The following is a 26,397-nucleotide window of genomic DNA, read 5'->3' on the forward strand; positions in this document are numbered from 1 at the left end:
ACCGGGCATTGCTTTACGCTGTACGTTTATGTGGATTCAGTGTCTTTAGCGGAGCGGCACCGGCGTCGCATTTGGCTGGCAGCAGCAGCGCCATCAGCGCGGCCAGAGCCAGTGAGATAGCCAGGCAGTAAACCCCCGCATCTTTGCTATACAGGGTGATGAGTACGCCGACCGCATAAGGACCGCAGAAGCCGCCGAGGTTGCCCAGCGCGTTGATGACTCCACGCGCGCCACCGGCCATTTCCGCACTGAACAAACGCGCCGGAATGGTCCAGAACACGCCCGCTGCCGATTGCAGGAAGAAGCCGCAGCCGACCAGCGCGGCATAAGCCAGCCAGACGTTATTTTTCAGCGCCACGGAAAGGAACATGCACAGGGCAAAGCCAATCAACGGCAGGCAGACGAACAGCTTGCGTTTGCCGGTGCGGTCAGAGAGAGAAGAGAACAGGAACATCCCGGCAATGGCCCCGACGTACGGCAGAATGGCGAGCATACCGACCTGTCCCATGCTGCTGTGCGTCAACTCTTTGAGGATGGTCGGCAGCCACAGGGTGTAACCGTAAATCCCGGTCTGATAGAAGAAGTTCAGCGCGATGAGCTGCCACATGGTTTTATCGGAAAGCACCGCGCCCAGAGAGGCATTTTTGACTTCCGTTCCGGCAATGGCTTTTTGCTCGGCGGCCAGCGTTTCGACCAGGTAATTTTTCTCGGCCTCAGAGATCCAGCGCGCCTCCTGTGGACGGTCGTAAACGGTATAGGCCCACAACACCAGTACAACGACGGAAAGCAAACCTTCAATGATGAACAGCCAGCGCCAGTCGAGAACGGTGATAATCCAGCCCGAGAGCGGAGCGGTAATGATCCCGGCAATCGGCACAAACATAATCACAATCGCATTGGCGCGACCACGCTCGGCGTCGGGGAACCAGTTACTGATCATCGTCAGCACCACCGGCAGCATGCCGCCTTCGGCAACGCCGAGTAAAAAGCGCAGAACCAGCAGTTGGTACTGATTAGTGATTAACCCCGTGAGGACGGAAATAACCGCCCAGGCAACCAGCGACCAGCCGATAAATTTCTTGCCGCTGCCGTGAACGGCAATTTTTCCGCCGGGAACCTGTAAAAACAGATAACCGATAAAGAAAATACCGCCAGCCAGTCCTGCCATGGTGGCGGAAATACCTAATTCCTCATCCATTCCGCCCGGCATCGCGAAAGCGATATTGACGCGGTCCATATAAGAAATAATACAGGCGATGAGAATAGGTGGAATAATCCGCAGCCAGCGCTGACGGGGTATATCTTTGAGTGTAGGGCGAGAGGTCATGTTCATATTAATATTCTCGTAGAGTAGTATTTTATTTTTATAGTTTTGCTTTATTTAATGCGGCGATACCGTCGCGCAATATTGCTACGCGATGGTTCACATCTGCATTGGCGTTTATTTCCAGCAATTTAATACCGGCAAATTGCAGTGGTTCGGCTTCTGCGCAGGCGAATAATTCGCGGGCATGGTCGGTGGTCATCAGGCTTTGTGGGCAGAATGGGGCAAACGGCGCGTGTAAGTCCTGCCACTCGCCGTATTCCCCCGCAAGCGTGGTACCGGAGAACATCAGCGCGCCCAGTTTTCCAGCCCGTTTGGCCTGCTGCGTGTGGGCCAGCGCCAGGGCGGGATTCTGCCCTTCAATGGTCGATCGCGCCCAGTTAATGCACACGCTGATGTCATACCCGGCAATGACCTCCAGCACATTGTCTAACGGCAGAAAGCCTTTGCGTGGCGCAATGCCGGTCATGGCATCGCAATGTTCCAGCACCAGATCGCAGGACCAGTCCCAGGAGGTAATCTCTTTCAGCGAACGGGCAAACGCGTCGGTGGCCTGTGCAACATTTGGGTTGCTGGCATTGGGGGCGGCATGCAGTTCCAGCGCAATCACTTTTCCGGCGTGTGCCGTATTGATATGGTTGATTTTCTGCTGCAGATGACGGTAATACGCCACGCTGGCTTTACGCTGTTCTTCGTCGCTGGAGGCCAGCCCAAAAGCGCTGTTTGCGCCGCGACGGCGCATGGTTTCCATAATGGCGGTGACCACGATTTGCCAGTCGCCCGGCGTATGACGTAATAACCATTCGTCGCCTAACGGGTGAAGATGTTCAAGGCAGGGCTGCTCCAGACCGCGAATATCCGGAGTATCGGCGAGCTGTCGCCAGAATTCCTTCTCTTCCTCTTCACTCTTTTGGTGAAATGAGGGTGCACAGGGGTACGCACCGATAATATAACCGGCATTATTAACGCTCATGTTGTGCTCCTTTTTATAAAACTGAAATAGCAACCTTCACGACTATTTTGCGGATCGGCGTGGCGACAGTTTTATGACATGCAGGGCGATGAACATCCTGCGGGAAAAATATGGCATAGCTTCCCGGAATCATTTCAATGAAAGATTCATGTTCGCTGGCGTGATAAAAAATAATATCGCGCTGTTCTAATAACGATTCGCTGATTTGGTTATTCCCGGTATCAATCGCGATCCCGATTTTCTCTTCGCCCCAGGCCAGAAATTGAATATCCAGGTAGCGGCGATGCACCTCCGGGCGATTTTCGGCAACGTCACGCGTGGTTAAATCGATAACCTGCGCGAAGATATTTTTACCGTCGATTTCTACCACGCCCGGTTCCAGATTGCGGAAGTCTGTGCTGCGCAGAAAGTCGAGTGCCCTTTCAATCGCCGCGGGTAAACGACATGGGTTAGGCTGAGCGATATGTCCAAAGATCATACTCTGACTCCTTACAACGCCTGAATTTTGGCCCAGACGCTGTCATCAACGGTGATACCGTTGCGGCGGTTTTCTTCCAGCAGCTTTGTAAACTCGTGGCCCGGCAGGCGGACAGGTGTGTTTTCATCGGCGCGTTCGGCGGAGGTGATGAAATCCATAATCCGCTGTAGCTTGGCATCACGGGTGGCGCCATCGATCAGCTTGTCTACTTCAATGGCGATGAAAATCTGTGAAACGCCATATTCATCGCTGTTGTCCTGGGTGACCTCGGCCACGGAAGAACCGTCTGAAAGCAGGGTGGCGATCATATCCAGCACAATCGACAGACCTGAACCTTTCCAGTAACCCATTGGCAAAATACGGCGGTTTTTTTCGATAACACCCGGCTCTTTAGTGAGATTGCCTTCATCATCAAAGCCACCATCTACCGGCAGTTCGCGACCGGCCAGGCGATTCACTTCCAGCATGCCGTAGGAGAACATCGACATCGACATATCAACCATGGTGATTGGCGATGAGGGGATCGCGACGATCAACGGGTTAGTACCAATGCGGCACTCTTTCGAACCCCATGGCGGCATGACGGCAATCGAGTTAGTCCAGCAGATACCGATGTAACCTTTCTCCGCCGCCTGCCAGCCATAGCTGCCGCCGCGCATCCAGTGGTTGGCGTTACGCAGTGCGACCAGGCCAATACCGTGATCAGAGGCCAGCTCAATGGCTCGGTCCATCATCTTTTTCGCCGTCAGATTTCCGATCGAACGCTGGGCATCCCATTGTTCAATCGCTCCCAGGCTAGTAATGCGTTGCGGTTTGGCCTCAGGAATGATGTCGCCGTTATCTAATTGCTGAATAAAACGAGGAAAACGATTCACGCCGTGCGAATACACGCCGGACTCGGTGGTGCGCGCAAACATTTCGGCACAGGCATCGGCGGTTTCAACGGCGATACCGCGTGCCAGTAGTACCCGATTGAACGCATCTTTCAACTGCTCAAAAGTGACTTTCATTCCTGTTTCCTTGTTTAAATTTGATCGCTTTTTTATCTCTAAATTTCACTATGCGAAATCTGATTTCAAATATAGCGATCAAATTTTGACAGATCAACGGGGTGGTCTATTTTTTAAAATCATCAAAATCAAATAGTTGTGTTTTTTCGGTTCAGATCGTGAACTGAAACACACTTTGCGCTACCATCAGAGCGCGACGAAAAGGGGAGCGGAAGCGATGGGCACAAAAGAGAGTGAAATGACGCAAGACAAAGAGAGGCCGGCCGGAAGTCAGAGCCTGTTCCGTGGTTTGATGTTGATTGAGATTCTGAGTAACTATCCGAATGGGTGCCCGTTGGCGCATTTGTCTGAACTGGCAGGGCTGAACAAAAGTACTGTGCATCGACTGCTGCAAGGGCTGCAATCCTGTGGGTATGTCACCCCCGCGCCAGCGGCAGGGAGTTATCGCCTGACCACCAAATTTATTGCCGTGGGTCAGAAGGCGTTGTCGTCACTGAACATCATCCATGTTGCTGCGCCGCACCTCGAAGCGCTGAATATCGCCACCGGTGAAACCATCAACTTCTCAAGCCGTGAAGATGACCACGCGATTCTGATTTATAAGCTGGAACCGACGACGGGCATGCTGCGTACCCGCGCTTATATCGGCCAACATATGCCGCTGTATTGCTCGGCGATGGGTAAAATTTACATGGCGTTTGGGCATGCGGATTATGTGGAAGCCTACTGGGAGAGCCATCAGGATCTTATTCAGCCCCTGACCCGCAATACCATTACCGGTTTACCGGCGATGTACGACGAATTGGCGCAGATCCGCGAAAGCAGTATGGCGATGGATCGGGAAGAGAACGAACTGGGCGTTTCCTGTATTGCCGTGCCGGTGTTTGATATTCATGGTCGGGTGCCGTACGCGGTGTCAATTTCACTCTCTACCTCGCGACTTAAGCAGATAGGGGAAAAAAATCTACTCAAGCCACTACGGGAAACCGCGCAGGCGATTTCAAATGAGCTGGGTTTTACCGTTCGCGATTAGGCAGAGATCCATAGTTATTCAGGCACCTGACAATATTTAACCGTTTCCCCTGTCCGATCAAAGCGACAAGGGCGACCTCTCTGGCACTCTGTGGTTTTCACGCAGAGGGAGGGGACAATGAACGCGTTTATTATGGCGGATGCGGCAAAATGTATTGGGTGTCGTACCTGCGAAGTTGCCTGCGTCGTCGCGCACCAGCAAAACCAGGACTGTGCGTCGGTCTCTTCTTCTGCGTTTATACCGCGGATTCGGGTAATCAAAGATGACGCCTTTACAACGGCGGTCGCCTGCCATCAATGCGAAGACGCTCCCTGTGCGAATGTTTGTCCAACTTACGCCATTCGTCGTGAACATGGGCATATCTTCGTTGAACAGACACGTTGTATTGGTTGTAAAAGCTGTATGCTGGCCTGCCCGTTTGGGGCAATGAATGTCGTTGCCCGTTCGTCGCGGGTGCAGGCGATAAAATGCGATTTGTGCTGGCATCGTGAGACGGGGCCTGCGTGTGTAGAAGCCTGCCCGACCAGCGCGTTGCAGTGTATTGATGCCGTCAGTATTCAGCGACAGCGTCTGCGTTCACAACCGCTGTGAAGTGAGCCCGACCCGCACTTGGGTCGGGTTTGCGTTAGCCTTCCAGCCAGGCGCGTTCGATCTCTTCAGCCAGAATCTTCACGCCAGCTTCGATTTTCTCTGGTTCTGGCACGTAGTTCATCCGCATGCACTGATGGGTATGTGGCCAGGGTTTATCCAGCCCCGGGAAGAAGTAGTCACCGGGAACCATCAGTACGCCGCGCGCTTTCAGGCGCTGATACAGCAGTTCAGTAGTAATGGGCAAATCTTTGAACCACAGCCAAAGAAAAATCGCGCCCTCTGGTTTATGGATAAGGCAGCGATCTTCTGACAAGTAGCGGCGTATAATCGCAATCGTCTCCTGAACGCGCTGATAGTAAAACGGTTTAATTACCGTTTCGGACAGGCGCAGTAGATCGTTACGTTTAATCATCTCGCACATCATCGCCGGTCCCATCCCGCCAGGAGCAAGGCTGATGATGCCGTTCATATTGGTAATCGCAGTGATGATTTTTTCATTGGCGATAATGATGCCGCAGCGGGAACCTGGCAGACCCAGTTTGGAAAGGCTCATGCACAGCACAATGTTGGGGTTCCACAGCGGACGCGCTTCGCTAAAGATGATGCCAGGGAATGGTACGCCATAGGCGTTATCAATCACCAGCGGGATCCCATGCTGGTTGGCCAGCCGGTCCAGCTTCATCAGCTCGTCGTCTGTGATCACGTTGCCTGTCGGGTTAGTGGGGCGTGACACGCAGATCATCCCCGTCTCTTCACCGATGTGCAGGTGTTCAAAATCAACGTGATACTTAAACTGGCCTTCCGGTAACAGTTCGATGTTCGGACGTGCGGAGACGAAAAGATCTTCTTCTAGCCCGGAATCGGCATAGCCAATGTATTCCGGGGCTAATGGGAATAACACTTTTTGCGTTGTTCCGTCAGCGCGGCGTCCGGCGAACAGATTGAATAAGTAGAAAAACGCGCTCTGACTGCCATTTGTCAGTGCAATATTTTGTGGCTCGATATCCCATCCCTGCTTCTCACGTAGCAGTTTCGCCAACTCAGACAGGAGCTCGGTTTTCCCTTGCGGACCGTCATAATTGCAAAGCGCATCAGTGGCTTTGCCGTTTGCCAGCATATCTGTCAGCAGAGACTGGAAGTAATTTTGCATCTCTGGAATTTGCGCCGGATTACCACCGCCGAGCATGATGGCGCCTGGGGTGCGTAAACCGTCGTTGAGGTCCTCCATCAGGCGGGTGATGCCTGAATGGCGGGTAAATTTGTCGCCAAAAAGTGAGAATGTCATAGCAGGGGGTCTGTCGAACTGAGTAGTAAAGTGGCTAACCATAGCGCTACCCATGGCAGGGTGCAAATCAGGGGAAGCGGACCGGATTGATGTTTTGTGCTGCAGATGTTTGCCTGGCTGGTTTTTTATTTTGTGTTGAGCTTCCCGCCGTATGCACAGCGGGAAGCCTGTTGGGATCAGGGCTGGCCGGCCCACACCACCATCACCTTATCGTCGCCATGCTCGCGGATAAATCCGTATCCCTGCTTCAGGGTAAGCATAGTCTGTTTACCGGCGCCGATGGCGGGATGTCTGGCTCGGAACTGACTGATGCGCTGCCAGTGTGCGACGCTGGCGGCAGATTTCCCGCTCACATCCTGCCAGTTCATTTCTGAGCGCGTGCCCTGCAATGGGTCTGAGCCTGTTGGTCCAAAGGGTCGGGCCGACTCATCACCGTAAAAGAGTTGTACCGCGCCAGGTGCCAGCAGCAATAGCTCGGCGGCTTTGTCTCCACCTTCGCGAAACAGACGCGTATCGTGCGAGGAGAGATAGCTCATAACGTTGAAATCCTGCAGTTTTTCAGCCATTTGTTGCCAGGTGACATCCATATTTGCCAGACAATCGACGGCCTTTGCCGCCTGCTCCTGGTAGTCGAAATTGATCATCGCATCAAAGCCGTGACGGTAATAGTCGCTTTGCATCACGCCGTGACCCCAGGCCTCGCCGGTCATCCAGAAAGGTTTATCATCCAGCGCTTTATCCGGGTTGGCTTTCTTCCATTCAGCCAGCGCTGCGCTGGCCTGTGTTTTTAATTGCTGCCAGGCGGGAAGCTCGACGTGTTTGGCGGTATCAACCCGAAAGCCGTCAATCCCGTAATCACGCACCCACTGGCTGAGCCAGTGCGTCAGATAATCGCGGGGCGTGTAACCGGCAATAGCTTTAGCGTGCGTATCGGGTTTGTGCTGATAAAAGTTTGGCAGCCCGGAAGGTGTGGTGGATTCGGTTTTCAGATCGGGCAGGAAGGCCAGTGACATGGTCAGGTCGTCAAAGCCAGGATTGTCGTAATCGCCAATATCGGTACGGATCCAGTTTTTCCCCCACCATTTTTCCCAACCTGCTTTATCGCTGAAGTTGATGTAATCATTAAAGCTGTGCCAGCTTTGCCCGGCGGCTGGCTTCCAGTCCGTCCAGCGTTCACCGAGCGTGTTTTTCAGTTCATCGCCCGACAAGTACAGCGCTCCAAACTGATACTCCTGCATATCCGCCAGCGTGGCGTAGCCGGTATGATTCATGACGACATCGAACAGAATACGAATGCCGCGCTGGTGCGCACCGTCAACCAGGGCACGCAGGTCAGCTTCATTACCCATATTCGCATCGAGCGTGGTCCAGTCCTGAGTGTAATAGCCGTGATAAGCGTAGTGGGGGAAATCGCCTTTGGTGCCGCCGCCGACCCAACCGTGAATTTGCTCAAACGGTGCGCTGATCCACAAGGCGTTGACGCCCAACTTTTGCAGGTAGTCGAGTTTACTGGTGAGTCCGCGCAAATCGCCACCGTGGAAAGTGCCAATTTCCTGCATGCCGTCGTTGCGACGTCCGTAGCTGTGGTCGTTGCCTGGGTCACCATTTACAAAGCGATCCGTCAGAACGAAATACACCGTAGCGTTATGCCAGTCGAAAGCAGCCGGGGCATCGGTTTCTGCCCGTTCCAGCAGCAACAGCCCGTTACTGGCTGCGGCAGGCTGTAGGGTAATCGACCCATTCTTTACGGTTGCCGTTTGTTTGCTGTAGTAATCGCGCACCACGGCACCTTCCGGAAAGGTCTGGCTCACATCCAGTGTTAACGGCGAACCATCCCATTTCGGGCACTGGCGAATCTGGGTCGTGACAGGGTCTGCGGCGCTTTTTACCGAAAGCATCAACGTTGGCGTTCCGGAGCGGGTATCGACTTCCAGCGTGTAATCGCCGTCTTTGAATAAACGCCACTGCGGCGGCGCGCCTTCACACGGTTTTAGCGATAGCATCTGGTTGAGTTTTATCGCATCAGCAGGCTGCCAGCACTGTTGGTCAAAATTCAGGATTAAAGGACGAGTCCCCTTCGTCAACGCTGCATGGCTGACGAATTTACCCGTACCTTCCGCTTCGAAGTTGGGGAGTCCCTGAGAAGTCCATGATGAGGCGATGGCAATGCCGGGCATGAGCGCCAGCGCAACGGCGGCAAGTTTCATAATGCTGTCCTTGGTGCTGCTGTTTTCGCCAGTTTGCCAGTGAAATCAGGCTGGAAACTCATCCTTTGAGTCGATTCCGCCAGGAGGAGAAGTGAGGGTGAGCGATCGCGTTCAAAAAATGAACTTATTTTGCGATAACCTCCACATTTTCTTCGAATTAATGGCACCCTGAACCGTTAATGCGTGACATAGTTTCAGAATTGGACTATTCCTTTGGGTGCTCTTGACGGCTATTTTTGATATGATTTGAGATTCATCTCTCATTTTTGTGAAAAATATAAGGTGTTGGAATGTATAAATCCGACCAGGAGACCTAATGATATTGACTCCCATTCGACGATATGGGGCAATGATTCTTATGTTACTCACCGTTGCATTTTCGGGTGAGGTGCTGGCAAAGACACACACGGCGACAACGAGTCACAAGCCCCAGATAACCAAGGCAAGTAATAAACAGGTTAGCAGTAAACAAGAGTATTCTCGCAATAGTGCAAAGAGTAGTTCACTTCCTGATTTGCGAAAATACCCTTCCGGAACACCAAGGAAAAAAGCGTTTCTCCGGACGGTTATGCCTTATATTACCAGTCAAAATGCTGCCATTACTGCGGACCGTAACTGGCTGATTTCAAAACAGTACCAGAATCGCTGGTCACCGACTGAGCGTACGCGTATGAAAGACATCGCGAAGCGCTACAAGGTGAGCTGGTCTGGCAACACGCGTAAAATTCCGTGGAATACGCTGCTTGAGCGCGTAGACATTATCCCGACGAGCATGGTGGCAACCATGGCTGCGGCCGAAAGCGGCTGGGGTACGTCGAAGCTGGCGCGTAGCAACAACAACCTGTTTGGCATGAAATGTGGCAAAGGTCGTTGTAACAATGCCCCTGGTAAGGTGAAAGGCTACTCACAGTTTGAATCGGTGAAAGAGTCGGTGAATGCTTACGTCATCAACCTGAACACGCACCCGGCTTACTCTTCTTTCCGTAAATCACGTGCGCAGCTGCGTAAAGCCGATCAGGAAGTCACCGCTACCGCGATGATCCATAAGCTGAAGGGTTATTCCACTAAAGGACAGAGCTACAACAACTATCTGTTCGCAATGTATCAGGATAACCAGCGTTTAATCGCCGCGCATATGTAATTCTGTGTGCCGGATGGCGGCTTCGCCGTATCCGGCAATAATCCTCACAGCAACACTTCGCTGTTCACATCGCGATACTCTTTTGGCGTCGTGTCGTACTCTTTCTTGAAGACCGAATAGAAATACTGCAGAGACGGATAGCCGCACATCTGTGAAATTTCGTTGATTGAAAGCGTGGTAGAAATCAACAGACTGCGCGCTTTTTCCAGCTTTTCGGCATGAATCACGGCGTGAATAGTCTCTCCGACCTCTTCTTTAAAACGCTTCTCCAGATTTGAACGTGAAATCCCTACTGAATCAAGAACTTGCTCAACCTTAATCCCTTTGCAGGCATGATTGCGGATAAAGTGCATCGCCTGAATGACGGCAGGATCGGTCAAGGAGCGGTAATCGGTTGAGCGCCGCTCAACCACGCGCACCGGAGGAACCAGAATGCGTTGCAGCGGCAGCGCCTCATTCGCCAGCAAGCGGTGCAGAAGTTTTGCGGCCTGGTAGCCCATCTGCCGGGCTCCCTGAGCCACGGATGACAGCGCTACCCGTGACAAGTAACGGGTCAGTTCTTCGTTATCTATTCCTATCACGCATAGCTTTTCCGGTACCGGGATATGTAGGTGCTCGCAGACCTGCAGGACGTGTCGTGCCCGCGCGTCGGTGACCGCGATAATGCCGGTTTGCGGCGGCAACGTTTGTAGCCAGTCTGCCAGACGATTTTGCGCGTGCTGCCAGTTTTCCGGCGCAGTTTCCAGCCCCTGGTAGACTACGCCTCGGTACTTTTCTTTAGCCACCAACTGGCAAAAGGCATATTCACGTTCTGCGGCCCAGCGTTTACCGCTTGAGGAAGGCAGGCCGTAAAACGCAAAACGGTTAACCCCTTTCTCTTTCAGATGCAGAAAAGCGCTTTCTACCAGCGCGTGGTTGTCGGTAGCAATGTAATGTACCGGGGGATAATCTTGCTCCCGATGGTAGGAACCCCCAACGCCGATGATCGGAACATCGACATCGGCAAGTAATTGCGCAATGTCATCATCGTCATAATCGGCAATAACGCCATCGCCTAGCCAGTCTTTAATATTATCGATACGGGCGCGGAAATCTTCCTCAATGAATATATCCCACTCGGATTGCGATGCCTGTAAATATTCACCCACTCCTTCTACCACCTGACGGTCATAGGCTTTATTGGCATTGAATAACAGAGTGATGCGGTGACGTTTATCAAACATAAGAACCTGTCCTGGAAAGGTTAACGTGGGCCTGTCGATACTAGCAAAACCGCCGGTACGACTGCTTGATGAAGCGTGACAAATTTCCTGATTGCCTGAGGCCAGGCAAAATTTACATACTGTCAGCGGGATGACAATTGTCATTTTTCATCTGCGCATTACGGTTTTTTGTTTAATGGCTAACCTTCGATCGCGATCGCTTTTTTATTTCGTTTTTCAGCGTGTTTTTTTGGGAGCCAGCGCACGTTTGGGTATTCTCTTAATAGCGGTGTGAAATAACGTAATTGAGCAATAAATCAGGAAATTCCAGTATAGCCATATCGCAGTTTACTTACCGTATTACCTGATTATGGAGCTTATTATGCCGGCTTATTTTGACCAACTCGATCGTGTTCGTTTTGAAGGTACTCAATCCACCAACCCGCTCGCATTTCGCCATTACAATCCTGACGAAATCGTGTTGGGCAAACGTATGGAAGATCATCTGCGTTTTGCTGCCTGCTACTGGCATACCTTCTGCTGGAACGGTGCGGATATGTTCGGTATGGGCGCTTTCGATCGTCCGTGGCAGCAGCCTGGTGAAGCACTGGCGCTGGCGAAACGCAAAGCGGACGTGGCATTTGAGTTCTTCCACAAGCTGAACGTGCCTTACTACTGCTTCCATGATGTGGATGTCTCGCCTGAAGGGGCTTCACTGAAAGAGTACAAAAACAACTTTGCGCAGATGGTTGATGTGCTGGCGGCAAAACAGGAACAGAGCGGCGTGAAGCTGCTGTGGGGAACAGCAAACTGCTTTACCAACCCACGCTACGGTGCGGGTGCGGCAACAAACCCGGATCCAGAAGTGTTCAGCTGGGCCGCCACGCAGGTGGTTACGGCCATGGATGCCACGCACAAGTTAGGCGGTGAAAACTACGTTCTGTGGGGTGGTCGTGAAGGCTATGAGACGCTGCTGAATACCGATCTGCGTCAGGAACGTGAGCAAATTGGTCGCTTCATGCAACTGGTGGTGGAACACAAACACAAAACCGGTTTCCAGGGCACTTTGCTTATCGAGCCGAAACCGCAGGAACCGACCAAGCACCAGTACGACTACGATGCGGCGACCGTCTACGGCTTCCTCAAGCAGTTCGGTCTGGAAAAAGAGATCAAACTGAATATCGAAGCTAACCATGCCACGCTGGCGGGCCACTCGTTCCATCACGAAATCGCCACCGCTATCGCGCTGGGTCTGTTTGGCTCTGTTGATGCCAACCGTGGTGACGCGCAGCTGGGCTGGGACACTGATCAGTTCCCGAACAGCGTAGAAGAGAACGCGCTGGTGATGTACGAAATCCTGAAAGCGGGCGGTTTCACCACCGGTGGCCTGAACTTCGATGCCAAAGTGCGTCGTCAGAGTACCGATAAATATGATCTGTTCTATGGTCATATTGGTGCGATGGATACCATGGCACTGTCGTTGAAAATTGCGGCCCGTATGATTGAAGACGGTGGTCTGGATCAGCGCGTGGCAAAACGTTATGCCGGTTGGAATGGTGAGCTGGGCCAGCAAATTCTGAAAGGGCAGATGACGCTGACGGAAATTGCGCAGTACGCTGAACAACATAACCTGGCGCCGGTGCACCAGAGCGGTCATCAGGAATTGCTGGAAAATCTGGTGAACCATTATTTGTTCGACAAATAACGGGTTTCTGAGAACGTCCGTAAGCCCGGTCAGCTCGCGCTACCGGGCCTTTCTTTAAGGAACGATGCCTTATGTATATCGGGATAGATCTTGGCACATCAGGCGTAAAGGCCATCCTGCTCAACGAGCAGGGGGATGTGGTCGCTTCGCACACGGAGAAACTCACCGTCTCGCGCCCGCATCCGTTATGGTCTGAACAAGACCCTGAGCAGTGGTGGTCGGCAACGGATCGGGCTTTGAAAGCGCTGGGTCAGCAGCATTCGCTTCGCGAGGTGAAAGCGTTGGGGATTGCCGGACAGATGCACGGCGCGACGCTACTGGATGAGCAACAGAAGGTATTGCGTCCGGCTATTCTGTGGAACGATGGTCGCTGTGGTGAAGAGTGCGTGATGCTGGAGAATCAGGTTCCGCAGTCTCGTGCGATCACCGGCAACCTGATGATGCCTGGCTTTACCGCGCCAAAACTGCTGTGGGTGCAACGCCATGAGCCGGAAATGTTCAACCAGATTGATAAAGTCCTGCTGCCGAAAGATTACCTGCGTTTGCGCATGACCGGTGATTTTGCCAGCGATATGTCTGATGCGGCAGGGACAATGTGGCTGGATGTCGCGAAGCGTGACTGGAGCGATGTCATGCTGGCTGCTTGTAAACTGACTCGCGCACATATGCCTGCGCTCTATGAAGGCAGCGAGATTACCGGAACCTTGTTGCCAGATGTCGCTAAAGCCTGGGGAATTCAGGAGATTGCGGTTGTTGCCGGAGGTGGTGATAACGCGGCGGGAGCGGTTGGCGTAGGCATGATGAATGCCGGTCAGGCGATGCTTTCGCTGGGGACGTCCGGTGTCTATTTTGCGGTGAGTGATGGTTTCCTTAGCAAACCGGAAAGTGCGGTTCACAGTTTTTGCCATGCTTTGCCTGAGCGATGGCATCTGATGTCTGTGATGTTAAGTGCGGCATCGTGTCTGGACTGGGCGGCAAAATTAACCGGACTGGCGAGCGTTCCTGCATTGATTGACGCTGCGCAGCAGGCCGATGAACACGCGGAGCCGGTCTGGTTTTTACCTTATCTTTCCGGTGAACGTACGCCGCATAACAATCCGCAGGCCAAGGGCGTATTTTTCGGTCTGACGCATCAGCATGGTCCGGCAGAACTGGCGCGGGCGGTGCTGGAAGGTGTGGGGTTTGCGCTGGCTGACGGTATGGACGTGGTACATGCCTGCGGCGTGCTGCCCGCCAGCATTACGTTGATTGGCGGCGGGGCGCGCAGTGAATACTGGCGTCAGATGCTATCTGACATCAGCGGATTGCAGCTGGATTATCGTACCGGCGGTGATGTCGGCCCTGCACTTGGTGCGGCGCGACTGGCGCAAATTGCCATGAATCCGCAGCGGCCTTTATCAGACCTTCTGCCTCAGCTTACGCTGGAACAAGCGCATTATCCTGACGCCGGGCGCCACGCGCTTTACCAACAACGTCGGGAAACCTTCCGCCGAATCTACCAGCAGTTGCAACCGCTGATGTCCTGATCCTCGTTCCCCTCTGGTAAACAGAGGGGATTTATCAAATATATATTTCAATCCAATAAATAGTTAGTACGCATGGATTTATTCTGAAAGTCCGGCGTAGTGCCATTTTTCTGTGTTGTCTTTAGCGGGTTATTCATATTGTATCCATGATGGATAAGGAGATCCCAATGAAGACGACAAGGCTGTTGCCATGGATATTATTCCTGTCTGGCGCACTGATTTACGTTATTGGCTTATGGCAGGCATGCCCGTTATTGAGTGGCAAAGGCTATTTTCTGGGCGTGCTAATGACAGGGATGTTTGTGGCGTATGTTTATCAGCGTGCAGTGAATCTCAATCAGAGCGACGAACGCTTCGCCTCTGTATGTCAAATGGTCACACTCATCACGGCAGGATTGCTGCTGGTGGGTGTATGGAATGCCCCGTTATCTCCCCTCGAAAAAGGGCTGTACCCGGTGGCATTCATCGTATGTTTACTGGGGCAAGTTTTGTTGCTACGTCTGCAAAATATGGGGGATTAACTCACCAGCCTGCGCGTATCGATACGCTGCAACAGTATGGACAACAGTAAACTACCTGCCAGCGTGGCGCTGAAAATCCACAGCATATCCAGCGGTGGCCAGTTTTTGAGTTCAATTCCGTTGGTTCGTAGTGCGTGAATGATCAGCGCATGAAAACCATAAATGCCCAATGAATGGCGAGAAATAAGGCCCAGTAGCGGCAGAGTACGTGTGCTGAGCGTATTTTTGACCAGCGTCAGGAGTGAGACGGCGCAAATAAATACCGCAGGGCCGCAGTAGAGGTACCAGGTGTCGGCAAAATTGCCTCGCCAGCGCAGTTCATGCAATGTGCCACGAGAAATAATAAATACTGCGGTAATGAATAACGCCGCACAGAGCCAGCTGAGCGCGCGCTTTTGCGTATCCATCATGCCAATCGCCCGGCCCAGCATGCCGTACAGGATGTAATAGAAGGTGTCGCCGCTGATGTACAGGTTAATGGGTAGCCATTCAAAACCGCCAATTTTTTGCGAGACGGTGTTGGGATTGGCAATCACGCCTATCACCACCATCAACGCCAGCAGCATCTTGCCGCTGATATTTTTCACCTGTATCAGCGGAGAAACCAGGTAGATGACGGCGATCGCGAAGAAAAACCACAGATGATAGAACACCGGCTTTTGCAGCAGGTTCTTCAGCGACAGCTCAGCGTTGATCGAGGTAAACAGCAGGATATAGGCCAGCGCCACGCTGCTGTAAAACAGAATGCAGAGCGCGATGCGCAGGAAATGGCGCGGTTTGGCGCTACGCTCACCAAAAAACAGATAGCCCGAAATCATAAAGAACAGCGGAACGCTGACCCGAGAGGCTGAATTGAGCACGTTAGCCAGATCCCAATTCAACGGGCTGACGCTTTGCGCATTGGTGATGTACCAGGTCGTGGTGTGGATCATCACGACCATTAAACAGGCTATCCCGCGCAGGTTATCAATCCAGAAAATTTTGGGCTGCATCAGTTCCTCTGTGTCCATTAAAAAAAGTCTGACCGATATTTTGCGAACGTAGCTCACTGGAATAATCCGAGTTCTTACGCTAAAGCTTGAGATGGTCTGATGAGATTCTCAAAATAGGATCTGTTTCCAGACACTAATAATAAGACTGACCAGCAAACCAGGCGGTAATAAAATGATGATGAAGTATTTCTTTCCCACAATCGCTACCCTTTTGCTGGTAGCGTGCGCTGACACACAACCGTCTGCACCCGCGCAGAAAGCGCAAAAGGTTAAGGTCAGTGCCACACGTTCGCTGGATATGGAGTCATTGTGCAAAAATGAGGCGGCGCAACGCTACAACACTGGCGCGCAGAAAATTGATATCTCCGGCCTGGAGCAATTCCAGGGCAGCTATGAGATGCGTGGTTCTACCTTCCGTAAAGAGAGTTTTGTCTGTTCTTTTGACGCAGATGGGCAGTTTTTGCACCTTTCCATGCGCTAAGTTCCCCCTTTTTCCCGTTTCGTACTGTATATCTTGCAGCCAGCGGGTATACTGATCGCTTCCTTTAAATCCACACGTATCCAGCACGAAATAATATGCAAAAGTTTGATACCAGGACCTTCCAGGGCTTGATCCTGACCTTACAGGATTACTGGGCTCGCCAGGGCTGCACCATTGTTCAACCATTGGACATGGAAGTCGGCGCGGGAACATCTCACCCAATGACCTGCCTGCGTGCGCTGGGGCCGGAACCGATGGCGACTGCTTATGTGCAGCCTTCCCGTCGTCCGACCGATGGCCGCTATGGCGAAAACCCGAACCGCTTACAGCACTACTATCAGTTCCAGGTAGTGATTAAGCCGTCACCGGACAACATTCAGGAGCTGTACCTGGGTTCTCTGAAAGAGCTGGGTATGGACCCGACCATTCACGATATTCGTTTCGTGGAAGATAACTGGGAAAACCCGACGCTGGGTGCCTGGGGTCTGGGTTGGGAAGTGTGGCTGAACGGCATGGAAGTGACTCAGTTCACCTACTTCCAGCAGGTTGGTGGTCTGGAATGTAAACCAGTAACCGGGGAAATTACCTACGGTCTGGAACGTCTGGCCATGTACATTCAGGGCGTAGACAGCGTTTACGACCTGGTCTGGAGCGACGGCCCGCTGGGTAAAACCACTTACGGTGACGTGTTCCATCAGAACGAAGTGGAGCAATCCACCTACAACTTTGAATACGCCGACGTGGACTTCCTGTTCACCTGCTTCGAGCAGTACGAGAAAGAAGCGCAGCAGCTGCTGGCGCTGGAAAATCCGCTGCCGCTGCCTGCGTATGAACGTATTCTGAAAGCCGCCCATAGCTTCAACCTGCTGGATGCGCGTAAAGCCATCTCCGTCACCGAGCGTCAGCGCTATATCCTGCGCATTCGCACCCTGACCAAAGCAGTGGCAGAAGCTTACTACGCTTCCCGTGAAGCCCTTGGCTTCCCGATGTGCAACAAAGACAAATAAGAGGCGGCCATGTCTGAGAAAACTTTTCTGGTGGAAATCGGCACTGAAGAGCTGCCACCAAAAGCACTGCGCAGCCTGGCTGAGTCCTTTGCTGCAAACTTTACCGCGGAGCTGGACAACGCTGGCATCGCGCACGGCAACGTTGAGTGGTTTGCTGCACCGCGTCGCCTGGCGCTGAAAGTCGCGAATCTGGCGGAATCTCAACCCGATCGTGAAGTTGAAAAACGCGGTCCGGCCATTGCCCAGGCGTTTGACGCTGAAGGCAAACCGAGCAAAGCGGCAGAAGGTTGGGCACGTGGCTGCGGCATCACGGTTGATCAGGCTGAGCGTCTGACTACCGACAAAGGCGAATGGCTGCTATATCGCGCGCATGTGAAAGGCGAAAGCGCTGAAACGCTGCTGCCAAACATGATTGCCACTTCGCTGGCGAAGCTGCCGATCCCGAAACTGATGCGCTGGGGCGCGTCTGACGTTCACTTCGTGCGTCCGGTTCACACCGTGACTCTGCTGCTGGGCGACAAAGTTATTCCGGCAACGATTCTGGGCATTCAGTCCGATCGTGTGATCCGTGGACACCGCTTTATGGGCGAGCCGGAATTCACTATCGATTCTGCCGATCAGTATCCGGAAATCCTGCGTGAGCGAGGCAAAGTCATTGCGGATTACGCTGAGCGTAAAGCGAAAATCAAAGCCGATGCTGAAGAAGCGGCGCGTAAGATTGGCGGTAACGCTGACCTGAGCGAAAGCCTGCTGGAAGAAGTCACCTCGCTGGTAGAATGGCCGGTAGTGCTTACCGCGAAATTCGAAGAGAAATTCCTCGCTGTTCCGTCTGAAGCGCTGGTACACACCATGAAAGGTGACCAGAAGTACTTCCCGGTTTATGCGAACGACGGCAAATTGCTGCCGAACTTTATCTTCGTTGCCAACATCGAATCGAAAGATCCGACCCAGATTATCTCCGGTAACGAGAAGGTTGTTCGTCCGCGTCTGGCGGATGCCGAGTTCTTCTTCAATACCGACCGTAAAAAACGCCTGGAAGACCATCTGCCGCGTCTGCAAACCGTGCTGTTCCAACAGCAACTGGGTACGCTGCGCGATAAGACTGACCGTATCCAGGCGCTGGCGGGCTGGATTGCTGGTCAAATTGGCGCTGACGTTAACCACGCAACGCGTGCTGGCCTGCTGTCCAAGTGCGACCTGATGACCAACATGGTCTTCGAGTTCACCGACACTCAGGGCGTGATGGGAATGCACTACGCGCGTCACGATGGCGAAGCGGAAGATGTCGCTGTGGCGCTGAACGAGCAGTATCAGCCGCGTTTTGCCGGTGATGACCTGCCGTCTAACCCGGTGGCTTGTGCCGTGGCGATTGCTGACAAGATGGACACCCTGGCGGGTATCTTCGGTATTGGTCAGCATCCGAAAGGCGACAAAGACCCGTTTGCGCTGCGTCGTGCTGCGCTGGGCGTGCTGCGTATCATCGTTGAGAAGAACCTGAATCTGGATCTGCAAACGCTGACGGAAGAGGCTGTTCGTCTGTATGGCGACAAGCTGACCAACGCCAACGTGGTGGATGACGTTATCGACTTTATGCTTGGTCGCTTCCGCGCCTGGTATCAGGACGAAGGTTATACCGTCGATACCATTCAGGCCGTGCTGGCTCGTCGTCCGACTCGTCCGGCTGATTTCGACGCACGTATGAAGGCGGTTTCGCACTTCCGTACCCTGGAGGCCGCGTCCGCGCTGGCTGCCGCGAACAAGCGCGTATCAAATATTCTGGCGAAGTCTGAAGAAACGCTGAATGACCGTGTGAATGCGGCAACGCTGAAAGAGCCGGAAGAAATTGCGCTGGCGATGCAGGTTGTGGTGCTGCGCGATAAGCTGGAGCCTGTTTTCGCCGCTGGCCATTACCAGGAAGCGCTGGTTGAGTTAGCGGAACTGCGTGAGCCGGTTGATGCGTTCTTCGAGAAAGTGATGGTCAACGTAGAAGATAAAGATCTGCGTATCAACCGTCTCTCCATGCTCGAAAAACTGCGCGAACTGTTCCTGCGCGTGGCGGATATTTCGCTGCTGCAGTAACGGTCCTGAGCTGACTTAGAAAATGCCGGATGGCAGCTTCGCCTTATCCGGCCTACGAGATAAACACCAGTAGGCCGGATAAGCATTGCGCCATCCGGCATTTTTTTATGTTGTTAGCGCAGCTGTAATTTAGTCAGACAGGTCTGGCTGTCTTCCATGGTCTTAATGGGATACTCCGCTTTTTTGCCGTTGTAGCTTACTGCGATGGTGCCTGCCATATTGCGCGGTAGCCAAACCCCGACGAAGCCATTTCGACCGCTCTTCATCTCTTTTTGTAGCACTACGTCACCCTTGTTATCCGTCACTTTGACATTGAATGTCTTCTCCGGCATTTCTCCCTGGCAACCGGAAAGGCTGTGGTTGAAGCAAGGATGTGTTTGCCATTCATAAGGGGCAAATGACAGATAGAACTTGTCACCGAGCGGCAGGGTATAGATCTGATCGCCTGAAGAGAGCTTCAGTTCAGTGCTGGTGACGGATGCCGAGTAGGGCAGTGGGCGGCTCTGGGGAGACTGGTCAATGGCCTCGACGATTTGCTCGACGGATTTTCCGCTGAGCCCGTGTTCCGCCAAAAAAGTGGCTTCAGGGGTTGCGGCGAACGCGCTACCGGTGGTGAGTAAACCTAAAACCAGCAACAATGAGGATTTCGACATAGCTTCAATTCCTTGTGAACGTTGTGGAATACAGACTGGCTCACTATAAAGCTTGCCCTTAGGGAAAGGTCAAAGGGGCGACGGGTAAAGTAATGCAAAGACGCGTGTGGGCGAGGCGTTTTAAGAAGTACAGATAAAAAAAATCCCCGCCGTTTGGCAGGGATTCAGAATCTTGAGCTTTTTAAGCTTACAGGCTGGTTACGTTGCCAGCTGCCGGGCCTTTAGCGCCGCTTTCGATGGTGAAGGAAACTTTCTGACCTTCGTCCAGAGATTTGTAGCCATCGTTCTGGATAGCAGAGAAGTGTACGAACACGTCTTTAGAGCCATCGTCAGGAGTGATGAAGCCGAAACCTTTGTCAGCGTTGAACCATTTTACGATACCAGTCATTTTACCGGACATAGTGTATTACCTTTTAAAAAATAAGTGTGCCTTTCGGCGATATGGCGTGCTTTACAGATTTTTTAACAGTAAAGGAAATGCTCACTACGAAGGGTATCAACGATAACTCTTGAAGGGACTTGCCTTACTAACTGCTGTAATGGTCTGTACGTCAAACCGTTGAGGGCATTAACTCATTTTACGCATGTGGATGCAACTACTATTTTCTTTTTTGTGGATAACCTTCGTAAGGGAACGGCCCCGTTACAGGACCGTTCTTAAGCAAAATTGAAAAATAGTTCAATCCATCAGTTGCTTACTTAATCTTGGATCTGCCTGGATCAGGCGCATTAACTTCAATTCGGTAGTGGAAGGCTTTACGCGTTTAGACTCCCATTCATGAACCATCGCGACTGTCACGCCCATTACTCGGGCAAAATCATCTGTTTTTAAACCCGTCCCTCGTCGTAACTGTTCAAATTCGGTGAAAGGGTTGGTTTTTTGCGGCAGAGTGACCGTCTGCGATACATCTTTAAAAACAATCTGCTCCAGACTGCTCAGCAGTTCAAACATAGGATCTTTGTATTCCATTGAGAACTCCTACAAATCACACAGCGGGATCGTGAATTTCTTCGAAGCTCATTAAGAGTAGTCGCAAAAAATGAAGTCGGATTCGGGGTTTGAGAGATGGATTCGTTTCAGCAAACGGTGGGCAACAATCTATTGCTGGCTAACGAACTGATAAAGGTCGGGATCTCCGAACGATCGATTCCGATTGTAAAGATGACTAAAATATGACGCCGAGTAGTAAATGCAGCATTGTTTAGCAAAACGAACGGTGGTGGGAACGGTTATTTTCCCCCACAAGATTATGCGGAAAGGGTATCTTGCGGGGCTGACCTGGACTATCCTTGTTAACGTCAGGCACGCGGGTGTCGTTGTGCGCATTTTTGGGTGAAAGGAGTATTAAAATGGCGACAGGTAAGTCCTGCTCTCGCTGGTTTGCGCCTGTTTTGGCGCTCTTAATGGTAGTTGGCCTGAGTGGGTGTTTTGATAAAGAAGGCGATCAACGCAAAGCGTTTATCGATTTTCTGCAGAATACTGCAATGCGTAGCGGAGAGCGTTTACCAACGCTGACCGCCGATCAGAAAAAACAGTTTGGCCCGTTTGTGTCCGATTACGCGATTCTGTATGGCTATTCGCAGCAGGTTAATCAGGCGATGGACTCCGGTCTGCGTCCGGTGGTTGATAGCGTAAATGCGATTCGTGTTCCTCAGGATTATGTGACTCAGCGTGAGCCGCTGCGTCAGGCAAATGGTGCGCTAGGTGTATTAGGGCAACAGTTGCAGAATGCGAAACTACAGGCAGATGCTGCGCATGGCGCGCTGAAGCAGGGCGAAGATCTGAAGCCGGTCTTTGACCAGGTTTACAATAAAGTCGTCACTGTACCTGCAGAGGCGTTACAGCCGCTGATCCCTGCAGCGCAAATCTTCACGCAGCAGTTAGTGCAGGTTGGTGATTTTGTGGCGCAGCAGGATACGCAGGTGAGCTTTGTCGCCAACGGTATCCAGTTCCCAACGTCACAGCAGGCAAGTCAGTACAACACGCTGATTGGCCCGTTGGCTTCTCAACATCAGGCATTTAACCAGGCCTGGACTGCTGCGGTGAATGCCGCTCAGTAATTAAGCCGCTGTAAGATATGGAGGGCCGGGTGAGCGTAAGCGCTACCCGGCCTTTTGTTTATCGCGCGACCTGCGGGTTTACGCAGTTCTTCTCAACGCGTCCTTGCAGCGAATCGATTAAGTTATCCACCGCACAGGCCGCCATGTTATAGCGCGTTTCGTGCGTGGCTGAACCAATGTGCGGCACAGCAACCACGTTTGGCAGCGACAGCAGCGGTGAGTCTGCCGGTAATGGCTCCTGCTCAAACACATCCAGACCAGCGGCATGAATTTCGCCGTTTTGCAGGGCGGCAATCAGTGCTTTTTCATCGACCACCGGCCCACGTCCGGCGTTAATGAAAATGGCGGAAGACTTCATTTTGGCAAACTGTTCGGTGCTGAACAGATGATGCGTTTCGTCGGTTAACGGCAGGATCAGGCAGACAAAATCGGATTCTTGTAACAGCGTATCAAGATCGCAGTAGCGCGCATTGAAGCGTTCTTCTGCTTCCTGATGATGACGGCGCGCATTATAGAGAATCGGCATGCTAAAGCCGAAATGCGCACGTTGTGCCAGCGCCAAGCCAATACGGCCCATGCCGACAATCCCCAGCGTTTTGTGGTGCACATCCGTACCGAACCAGTCCGGGCCGATACTTTTGGTCCATTCACCGACCTTCACCCGTTCAGCCACTTCTACCACGCGGCGAGCGGTGCTTAACACCAGCGCCATCACCGTATCGGCGACGGTTTCTGTCAGTACGGTTGGCGTGTGCATCAACAGTACCTTACGCGCGTTAAGGGCATCGACGTCGAAGTTGTCATAGCCGACGGAAATCGTGGAGGTCGCACGCAGTTTCGGCATTTTCTCCAGTAGAGCGGTATTGACGGCTTCACTGGAGCCCAGTAGACCTTCCGCATTGGCAAACGCTTCGGCGTGCTGTGCGACCGTTTCCGGGCGCAGGTTAGGCACACGAGTCACAGTAAAATGCTCTTCCAGGCGATGCAGTAAATCGTCAGGTAACGCTTTATAGAGAATAATGGACGGCTTCATGCGAATCTCCGTAAGTTAAAATTTAAGCGTGGCGTGCGCCAATAGGTAGCTGTTGATTATTAGCAGGCTTAACAATGAGAGTTAGCCATACTGAGACAAAAAGCGCTACCCCCATAAAAATGTACGAGGCGGACGGGCTGCCGGTAGCGCCATTGAGGTAGCCGACAAACCATGAACCAAAGAATGAGCCTAGTGCGCCCATACTGTTAATCAGCGCCATTGCCCCCCCGGCAACGTTACGCGGCAGCATTTCCGGAATGATGGCAAAGAAAGGACCATAAGGGGCATACATTGCCGCACCCGCAATAACCAACAGCGTGTAAGAAATCCAGAAGTGGTCTGCGCCCACGGCCCAGGAGCCGATAAAAGCGAAAGCAGCTATCAGTAACAGTGGCCAGACAAACAGCTTACGATTTTGCAGTTTATCGGAGGCCCAGGAAACGAGGATCATCGCCGCAGTCGCCGCCAGATAAGGTACGGATGACAGCCAGCCAACCTCAACCATCCCCAGATTTGCACCGCCGTTGCGGATAATCGACGGCAGCCACAGGACAAAACCATAGACGCCAATACTCCAGGTGAAATACTGCATACACAGCAGGATGACGTTACGTGAGCGGAAAGCCTCGCTATAGTTCCGTACGGCTTTGATTCCTTGCTGCTCTTTTTCCAGTTGTGCCTGAAGGGCGGCTTTTTCAGATTCTGACAGCCAACCGACCTGAGACGGTTTGTCTTTTACCAGCACCCACCAGCAGAACGCCCAGATGATGGCCGGGAAGCCCTCGATGATGAACATTTCCCGCCAGCCCAGCGCCTGGATCAGATACCCGGAAACCACGGACATCCACAGGACGGTAACCGGGTTACCGAGGATCAGGAAAGTGTTTGCACGCGAACGCTCGGACTTCGTAAACCAGTTACTGATATAAATCAGCATTGCGGGCATGACCGCGGCTTCAACGACGCCAAGAATAAAGCGGATGGCGGCAAGCATTGGAATATTGCTGACCATGCCGGTTAACGACGCACAGGCACCCCAGAGGATCAGACAGACAAAAATCAGTTTTCGTACGCTGCGACGCTCGGCGTAAATCGCGCCTGGGATCTGGAAGAAGAAATAGCCGAGGAAAAACAGCGCGCCCAGCAGGGAAGAGATCCCTTTAGTAATGCCGAGATCCTCGTTGATACCGGCGGCGGAGGCGAAGCTGAAGTTCGCGCGGTCGAGATACGCCAGGCTGTACGTGATAAACACGATTGGCATGATGTACCACCAGCGTTTTGCTGCATTTGTTGAGCTATTCATAGACTGCCCTCTGATTATGCTGTTACGCCGCCTCTGAATGTAGGGTACAGAGACAGAGTTGGCCGGGAATTTATTCCCCTAATTGTTCACGTGTGGGTAATCCTTCGCTGTCGCCCTGAACCTGAATGGCCAGAGCGCCAATTTTATTGCCGCGGGTCACCGCCTGATGCAGCGAGCGACCTTCCAGCAGGGCGCTGATAACGCCGACCGCAAAGCCATCGCCTGCGCCGACGGTGTCGACCACGTTGTCGACTTTTACCGGTGCGACGCAGCCCTGCTCGCCGTTGGCGGCTTTATACCAGGCGCCATCGGCCCCTGTTTTGATGATCACGGCCTTCACCCCGTGGCGCAGATAAAAGTCGGCGATGGCTTCAGGCGTCTGCTGACCGGTTAAAATCATGCCCTCTTTTAATCCAGGCAAAACCCAGTCGGCCTGGAATGCCAAACGGTTCAGTTTTTCCACCATCTCGGCTTCGCTTTTCCACAGCACAGGGCGTAAATTCGGGTCGAACGAGATGGTCTTCCCTTGTGCTTTCAGTGTGCGGGCGGTATGGGCTAACAGTTCATAAGAGCTGGCAGAAAGTGCCGCCGCTACGCCGCTCAGGTGCAGGTGGCGCGCGCTGGCGAAGTAGGCTTCGTGATAATCCTCAATGCTGAGGTGGCTGGCAGCGGAACCTTTGCGGAAGTATTCCACAATGGGATCGGTTCCATTTTCGACCTTAGATTTAAGCTGAAAGCCGGTAGCGTAACGCTCGTCCTGGGTGACTCCCTGCGCATCAATCCCTTCTTTTTCCAGCGACTTAACGATAAAACGGCCAAAACTGTCGTTGCCTACACGGCTTACCCAACCGACCTTCAGGCCCAGCCGGGCAAGACCGGTCGCCACATTGAGTTCAGCGCCAGCAACGCGCTTGATAAACTGCTCCACATCCGCCAGTTCGCCGGTTTGCGTGGCGACAAACATCGCCATCGCTTCACCAATCGTTACCACATCCAGTGACTTTTTCATGCGTTACTCCTCGCGTAACAACTCGACGTAACGGCGGGTAACCGCCGCCAAATCCTGCCCTTCCAGGGGAAACTCAATGCCGCGTGGAACATCGCCCGGCAGCGTTTTCAACAGCGTCAGCCAGCGCGGATCGGCTGCATCAGGCGGTACGGCACGGTAGCTGTCGCGATGTGCAACGGCGGCTTTGACATGGATATACCCAACGGTTGACGCCAGTTTCTGCGCCGCCTGTTCCGGGGAGTCGCCCACCCACAGCCAGTTGCCCATATCGAAGGTCAGAGATATCGGCAGATTTTGCGTCTGGCAGGCTTCGTTAAAGCGCTGCATCGGCTTCAGGCGTCCGCAGGCGGTCTGATCGTTTTCGACAACCAGTTCCATTCCGCTGTTGTCCAGCCATTCACGTAACACGTTGAACTGTTCTGTATGGGAGAAATGGCCGAGGGAGACTTTTAGCCATAGCGCCTGCAGGGCCTGTGCTTCTTCAAGTAGCGCAGGAAGTCGGGGATTGAGGCTACCGTCCTCAAGGAACAACGGCTCAGGCGCTGAGTAACAGGCCAGCAGGCCGAAGATTTCGATAGCAGATGCCACCGTAGACAGCGTGTGCAGCTCGGCGTCGGTCAGCAATTCGCGGCGGATTTCGACGCCGTCAGCACCGGCTTCAGCGATAATGGGCAGCATTGCCGTTTGCCCGCCAGCGGCCCGTACCTGGTCGTGGCCGTAAGCGGCGGTGACCACCATAATTTTTCTTTTCATGGAAACTCCAGACTAGCGTTCTTGCTATAA

At 52.8% G+C, this 26,397-nt stretch carries 25 protein-coding genes; 10 read left to right on the plus strand and 15 right to left on the minus strand.

From position 1 onward, the window contains the following. Positions 1-13: 13 nt before the first annotated feature. Genes G4551_RS00750 through yiaK form a run of 4 tightly spaced genes read right to left on the minus strand, consistent with a single transcriptional unit; the run spans position 14 to position 3,785 of the window. Entirely contained in the window at positions 14-1,333 is a 1,320-nt protein-coding gene (locus G4551_RS00750; protein ID WP_003837687.1) for an MFS transporter, read from the minus strand. A gap of 31 nt (positions 1,334-1,364) precedes the next feature. Beyond that, entirely contained in the window at positions 1,365-2,297 is a 933-nt protein-coding gene (locus G4551_RS00755) for a DUF4862 family protein (RefSeq protein WP_003837689.1), read from the minus strand. A 13-nt stretch (positions 2,298-2,310) separates the two neighbouring features. Then, complete coding sequence (locus G4551_RS00760; protein ID WP_003024232.1) at positions 2,311-2,775, minus strand: YhcH/YjgK/YiaL family protein; 465 nt, start codon at positions 2,773-2,775, stop codon at positions 2,311-2,313. A gap of 11 nt (positions 2,776-2,786) precedes the next feature. Continuing rightward, on the minus strand, positions 2,787-3,785 hold the full coding sequence (gene yiaK / locus G4551_RS00765) for a 3-dehydro-L-gulonate 2-dehydrogenase (RefSeq protein WP_003024235.1): 999 nt from the start codon (positions 3,783-3,785) through the stop codon (positions 2,787-2,789). Positions 3,786-4,002: 217 nt separating this feature from the next. On the opposite strand from yiaK, the gene yiaJ reads away from it, so the two are divergent. Then, positions 4,003-4,818, plus strand: a complete 816-nt coding sequence (gene yiaJ / locus G4551_RS00770) for an IclR family transcriptional regulator YiaJ (protein ID WP_003024237.1) — start codon at positions 4,003-4,005, stop codon at positions 4,816-4,818. 117 nt (positions 4,819-4,935) lie between these two features. After that, positions 4,936-5,409, plus strand: coding sequence for a 4Fe-4S dicluster domain-containing protein (locus G4551_RS00775; RefSeq protein WP_003837696.1), 474 nt, complete (start codon positions 4,936-4,938; stop codon positions 5,407-5,409). Between the two features lie 34 nt (positions 5,410-5,443). On the opposite strand, the gene avtA is transcribed toward G4551_RS00775, so the two are convergent. Together avtA and malS are read right to left on the minus strand one after the other, a co-directional pair. Further along, positions 5,444-6,694 carry a valine--pyruvate transaminase gene (avtA, locus tag G4551_RS00780; RefSeq protein WP_003837697.1) on the minus strand — a complete coding sequence of 417 codons (1,251 nt, stop codon included), beginning with the start codon at positions 6,692-6,694 and terminating at the stop codon, positions 5,444-5,446. Between the two features lie 176 nt (positions 6,695-6,870). After that, positions 6,871-8,901 (minus strand): alpha-amylase, encoded by a 2,031-nt coding sequence (malS, locus tag G4551_RS00785; RefSeq protein WP_003837698.1) that lies wholly within the window; start codon positions 8,899-8,901, stop codon positions 6,871-6,873. 316 nt (positions 8,902-9,217) lie between these two features. Here malS and G4551_RS00790 point away from each other — a divergent pair, with 316 nt between their 5' ends. Then, positions 9,218-10,042 carry a protein bax gene (locus G4551_RS00790; protein ID WP_003024247.1) on the plus strand — a complete coding sequence of 275 codons (825 nt, stop codon included), beginning with the start codon at positions 9,218-9,220 and terminating at the stop codon, positions 10,040-10,042. Between the two features lie 44 nt (positions 10,043-10,086). Here the strand turns inward: G4551_RS00790 and xylR are convergent, their stop codons facing one another. Then, the gene (xylR, locus tag G4551_RS00795) at positions 10,087-11,265 is read right to left on the minus strand and encodes a D-xylose utilization transcriptional activator XylR (RefSeq protein ID WP_003024250.1); all 1,179 of its coding nucleotides are present in this window, start codon (positions 11,263-11,265) and stop codon (positions 10,087-10,089) included. A gap of 361 nt (positions 11,266-11,626) precedes the next feature. On the opposite strand from xylR, the gene xylA reads away from it, so the two are divergent. From xylA to yiaB, 3 genes are all read left to right on the plus strand, one after another. Next, positions 11,627-12,949, plus strand: a complete 1,323-nt coding sequence (gene xylA, locus G4551_RS00800; protein ID WP_003024252.1) for a xylose isomerase — start codon at positions 11,627-11,629, stop codon at positions 12,947-12,949. Positions 12,950-13,020: 71 nt separating this feature from the next. Further along, a complete protein-coding gene (gene xylB / locus G4551_RS00805) occupies positions 13,021-14,475 on the plus strand; it encodes a xylulokinase (protein WP_003837699.1) in 1,455 nt (484 codons plus the stop codon). A 167-nt stretch (positions 14,476-14,642) separates the two neighbouring features. Next, complete coding sequence (gene yiaB / locus G4551_RS00810; protein WP_003837701.1) at positions 14,643-14,996, plus strand: inner membrane protein YiaB; 354 nt, start codon at positions 14,643-14,645, stop codon at positions 14,994-14,996. Here yiaB and G4551_RS00815 read toward each other — a convergent pair. Then, positions 14,993-15,988: an acyltransferase gene (locus tag G4551_RS00815; RefSeq protein WP_003837703.1), complete on the minus strand. Its 996-nt coding sequence runs from the start codon at positions 15,986-15,988 to the stop codon at positions 14,993-14,995. The genes yiaB and G4551_RS00815 overlap by 4 nt on opposite strands. Before the next feature lie 172 nt (positions 15,989-16,160). Between G4551_RS00815 and G4551_RS00820 the strand changes: the two genes are divergently transcribed. From G4551_RS00820 to glyS, 3 genes are all read left to right on the plus strand, one after another. After that, complete coding sequence (locus G4551_RS00820) at positions 16,161-16,469, plus strand: YsaB family lipoprotein (protein ID WP_003024259.1); 309 nt, start codon at positions 16,161-16,163, stop codon at positions 16,467-16,469. 95 nt (positions 16,470-16,564) lie between these two features. Further along, positions 16,565-17,476, plus strand: coding sequence for a glycine--tRNA ligase subunit alpha (glyQ, locus tag G4551_RS00825; protein WP_001168551.1), 912 nt, complete (start codon positions 16,565-16,567; stop codon positions 17,474-17,476). Between the two features lie 9 nt (positions 17,477-17,485). Then, positions 17,486-19,555: a glycine--tRNA ligase subunit beta gene (gene glyS / locus G4551_RS00830; RefSeq protein WP_003837705.1), complete on the plus strand. Its 2,070-nt coding sequence runs from the start codon at positions 17,486-17,488 to the stop codon at positions 19,553-19,555. 113 nt (positions 19,556-19,668) lie between these two features. Here the strand turns inward: glyS and cueP are convergent, their stop codons facing one another. The 3 genes from cueP to G4551_RS00845 all read right to left on the minus strand — a co-directional run bounded on the left by cueP (position 19,669) and on the right by G4551_RS00845 (position 21,178). After that, entirely contained in the window at positions 19,669-20,208 is a 540-nt protein-coding gene (gene cueP / locus G4551_RS00835) for a copper-binding periplasmic metallochaperone CueP (RefSeq protein ID WP_003024269.1), read from the minus strand. Positions 20,209-20,395: 187 nt separating this feature from the next. Next, a complete protein-coding gene (gene cspE / locus G4551_RS00840; protein WP_000014594.1) occupies positions 20,396-20,608 on the minus strand; it encodes a transcription antiterminator/RNA stability regulator CspE in 213 nt (70 codons plus the stop codon). 279 nt (positions 20,609-20,887) lie between these two features. Further along, positions 20,888-21,178, minus strand: coding sequence for an HTH-type transcriptional regulator (locus tag G4551_RS00845; protein ID WP_003827383.1), 291 nt, complete (start codon positions 21,176-21,178; stop codon positions 20,888-20,890). A gap of 380 nt (positions 21,179-21,558) precedes the next feature. On the opposite strand from G4551_RS00845, the gene G4551_RS00850 reads away from it, so the two are divergent. Continuing rightward, entirely contained in the window at positions 21,559-22,269 is a 711-nt protein-coding gene (locus G4551_RS00850) for a DUF3053 domain-containing protein (RefSeq protein ID WP_003837709.1), read from the plus strand. 58 nt (positions 22,270-22,327) lie between these two features. On the opposite strand, the gene ghrB is transcribed toward G4551_RS00850, so the two are convergent. The 4 genes from ghrB to G4551_RS00870 all read right to left on the minus strand — a co-directional run bounded on the left by ghrB (position 22,328) and on the right by G4551_RS00870 (position 26,367). Further along, complete coding sequence (gene ghrB / locus G4551_RS00855) at positions 22,328-23,302, minus strand: glyoxylate/hydroxypyruvate reductase GhrB (RefSeq protein ID WP_003837711.1); 975 nt, start codon at positions 23,300-23,302, stop codon at positions 22,328-22,330. A 22-nt stretch (positions 23,303-23,324) separates the two neighbouring features. Next, complete coding sequence (locus G4551_RS00860; protein WP_003837713.1) at positions 23,325-24,605, minus strand: MFS transporter; 1,281 nt, start codon at positions 24,603-24,605, stop codon at positions 23,325-23,327. Positions 24,606-24,675: 70 nt separating this feature from the next. Further along, positions 24,676-25,614, minus strand: coding sequence for a sugar kinase (locus G4551_RS00865; protein WP_003837715.1), 939 nt, complete (start codon positions 25,612-25,614; stop codon positions 24,676-24,678). A gap of 3 nt (positions 25,615-25,617) precedes the next feature. Then, positions 25,618-26,367, minus strand: a complete 750-nt coding sequence (locus G4551_RS00870; protein ID WP_003024284.1) for a sugar phosphate isomerase/epimerase family protein — start codon at positions 26,365-26,367, stop codon at positions 25,618-25,620. Positions 26,368-26,397: the final 30 nt, after the last annotated feature.

The sequence above is a fragment of the Citrobacter freundii ATCC 8090 = MTCC 1658 = NBRC 12681 genome (assembly GCF_011064845.1).
Classification (GTDB): Bacteria; Pseudomonadota; Gammaproteobacteria; order Enterobacterales; family Enterobacteriaceae; genus Citrobacter; species Citrobacter freundii.

Bases quoted from the DNA above. Each gene is read 5' to 3' on its own strand.
- G4551_RS00750 (WP_003837687.1), bottom strand. From the start codon at position 1,333: ATGAACATGACCTCTCGCCCTACACTCAAAGATATACCCCGTCAGCGC.
- G4551_RS00755 (WP_003837689.1), bottom strand. From the start codon at position 2,297: ATGAGCGTTAATAATGCCGGTTATATTATCGGTGCGTACCCCTGTGCA.
- G4551_RS00760 (WP_003024232.1), bottom strand. From the start codon at position 2,775: ATGATCTTTGGACATATCGCTCAGCCTAACCCATGTCGTTTACCCGCG.
- yiaK (WP_003024235.1), bottom strand. From the start codon at position 3,785: ATGAAAGTCACTTTTGAGCAGTTGAAAGATGCGTTCAATCGGGTACTA.
- yiaJ (WP_003024237.1), top strand. From the start codon at position 4,003: ATGGGCACAAAAGAGAGTGAAATGACGCAAGACAAAGAGAGGCCGGCC.
- G4551_RS00775 (WP_003837696.1), top strand. From the start codon at position 4,936: ATGAACGCGTTTATTATGGCGGATGCGGCAAAATGTATTGGGTGTCGT.
- avtA (WP_003837697.1), bottom strand. From the start codon at position 6,694: ATGACATTCTCACTTTTTGGCGACAAATTTACCCGCCATTCAGGCATC.
- malS (WP_003837698.1), bottom strand. From the start codon at position 8,901: ATGAAACTTGCCGCCGTTGCGCTGGCGCTCATGCCCGGCATTGCCATC.
- G4551_RS00790 (WP_003024247.1), top strand. From the start codon at position 9,218: ATGATATTGACTCCCATTCGACGATATGGGGCAATGATTCTTATGTTA.
- xylR (WP_003024250.1), bottom strand. From the start codon at position 11,265: ATGTTTGATAAACGTCACCGCATCACTCTGTTATTCAATGCCAATAAA.
- xylA (WP_003024252.1), top strand. From the start codon at position 11,627: ATGCCGGCTTATTTTGACCAACTCGATCGTGTTCGTTTTGAAGGTACT.
- xylB (WP_003837699.1), top strand. From the start codon at position 13,021: ATGTATATCGGGATAGATCTTGGCACATCAGGCGTAAAGGCCATCCTG.
- yiaB (WP_003837701.1), top strand. From the start codon at position 14,643: ATGAAGACGACAAGGCTGTTGCCATGGATATTATTCCTGTCTGGCGCA.
- G4551_RS00815 (WP_003837703.1), bottom strand. From the start codon at position 15,988: ATGCAGCCCAAAATTTTCTGGATTGATAACCTGCGCGGGATAGCCTGT.
- G4551_RS00820 (WP_003024259.1), top strand. From the start codon at position 16,161: ATGATGATGAAGTATTTCTTTCCCACAATCGCTACCCTTTTGCTGGTA.
- glyQ (WP_001168551.1), top strand. From the start codon at position 16,565: ATGCAAAAGTTTGATACCAGGACCTTCCAGGGCTTGATCCTGACCTTA.
- glyS (WP_003837705.1), top strand. From the start codon at position 17,486: ATGTCTGAGAAAACTTTTCTGGTGGAAATCGGCACTGAAGAGCTGCCA.
- cueP (WP_003024269.1), bottom strand. From the start codon at position 20,208: ATGTCGAAATCCTCATTGTTGCTGGTTTTAGGTTTACTCACCACCGGT.
- cspE (WP_000014594.1), bottom strand. From the start codon at position 20,608: ATGTCCGGTAAAATGACTGGTATCGTAAAATGGTTCAACGCTGACAAA.
- G4551_RS00845 (WP_003827383.1), bottom strand. From the start codon at position 21,178: ATGGAATACAAAGATCCTATGTTTGAACTGCTGAGCAGTCTGGAGCAG.
- G4551_RS00850 (WP_003837709.1), top strand. From the start codon at position 21,559: ATGGCGACAGGTAAGTCCTGCTCTCGCTGGTTTGCGCCTGTTTTGGCG.
- ghrB (WP_003837711.1), bottom strand. From the start codon at position 23,302: ATGAAGCCGTCCATTATTCTCTATAAAGCGTTACCTGACGATTTACTG.
- G4551_RS00860 (WP_003837713.1), bottom strand. From the start codon at position 24,605: ATGAATAGCTCAACAAATGCAGCAAAACGCTGGTGGTACATCATGCCA.
- G4551_RS00865 (WP_003837715.1), bottom strand. From the start codon at position 25,614: ATGAAAAAGTCACTGGATGTGGTAACGATTGGTGAAGCGATGGCGATG.
- G4551_RS00870 (WP_003024284.1), bottom strand. From the start codon at position 26,367: ATGAAAAGAAAAATTATGGTGGTCACCGCCGCTTACGGCCACGACCAG.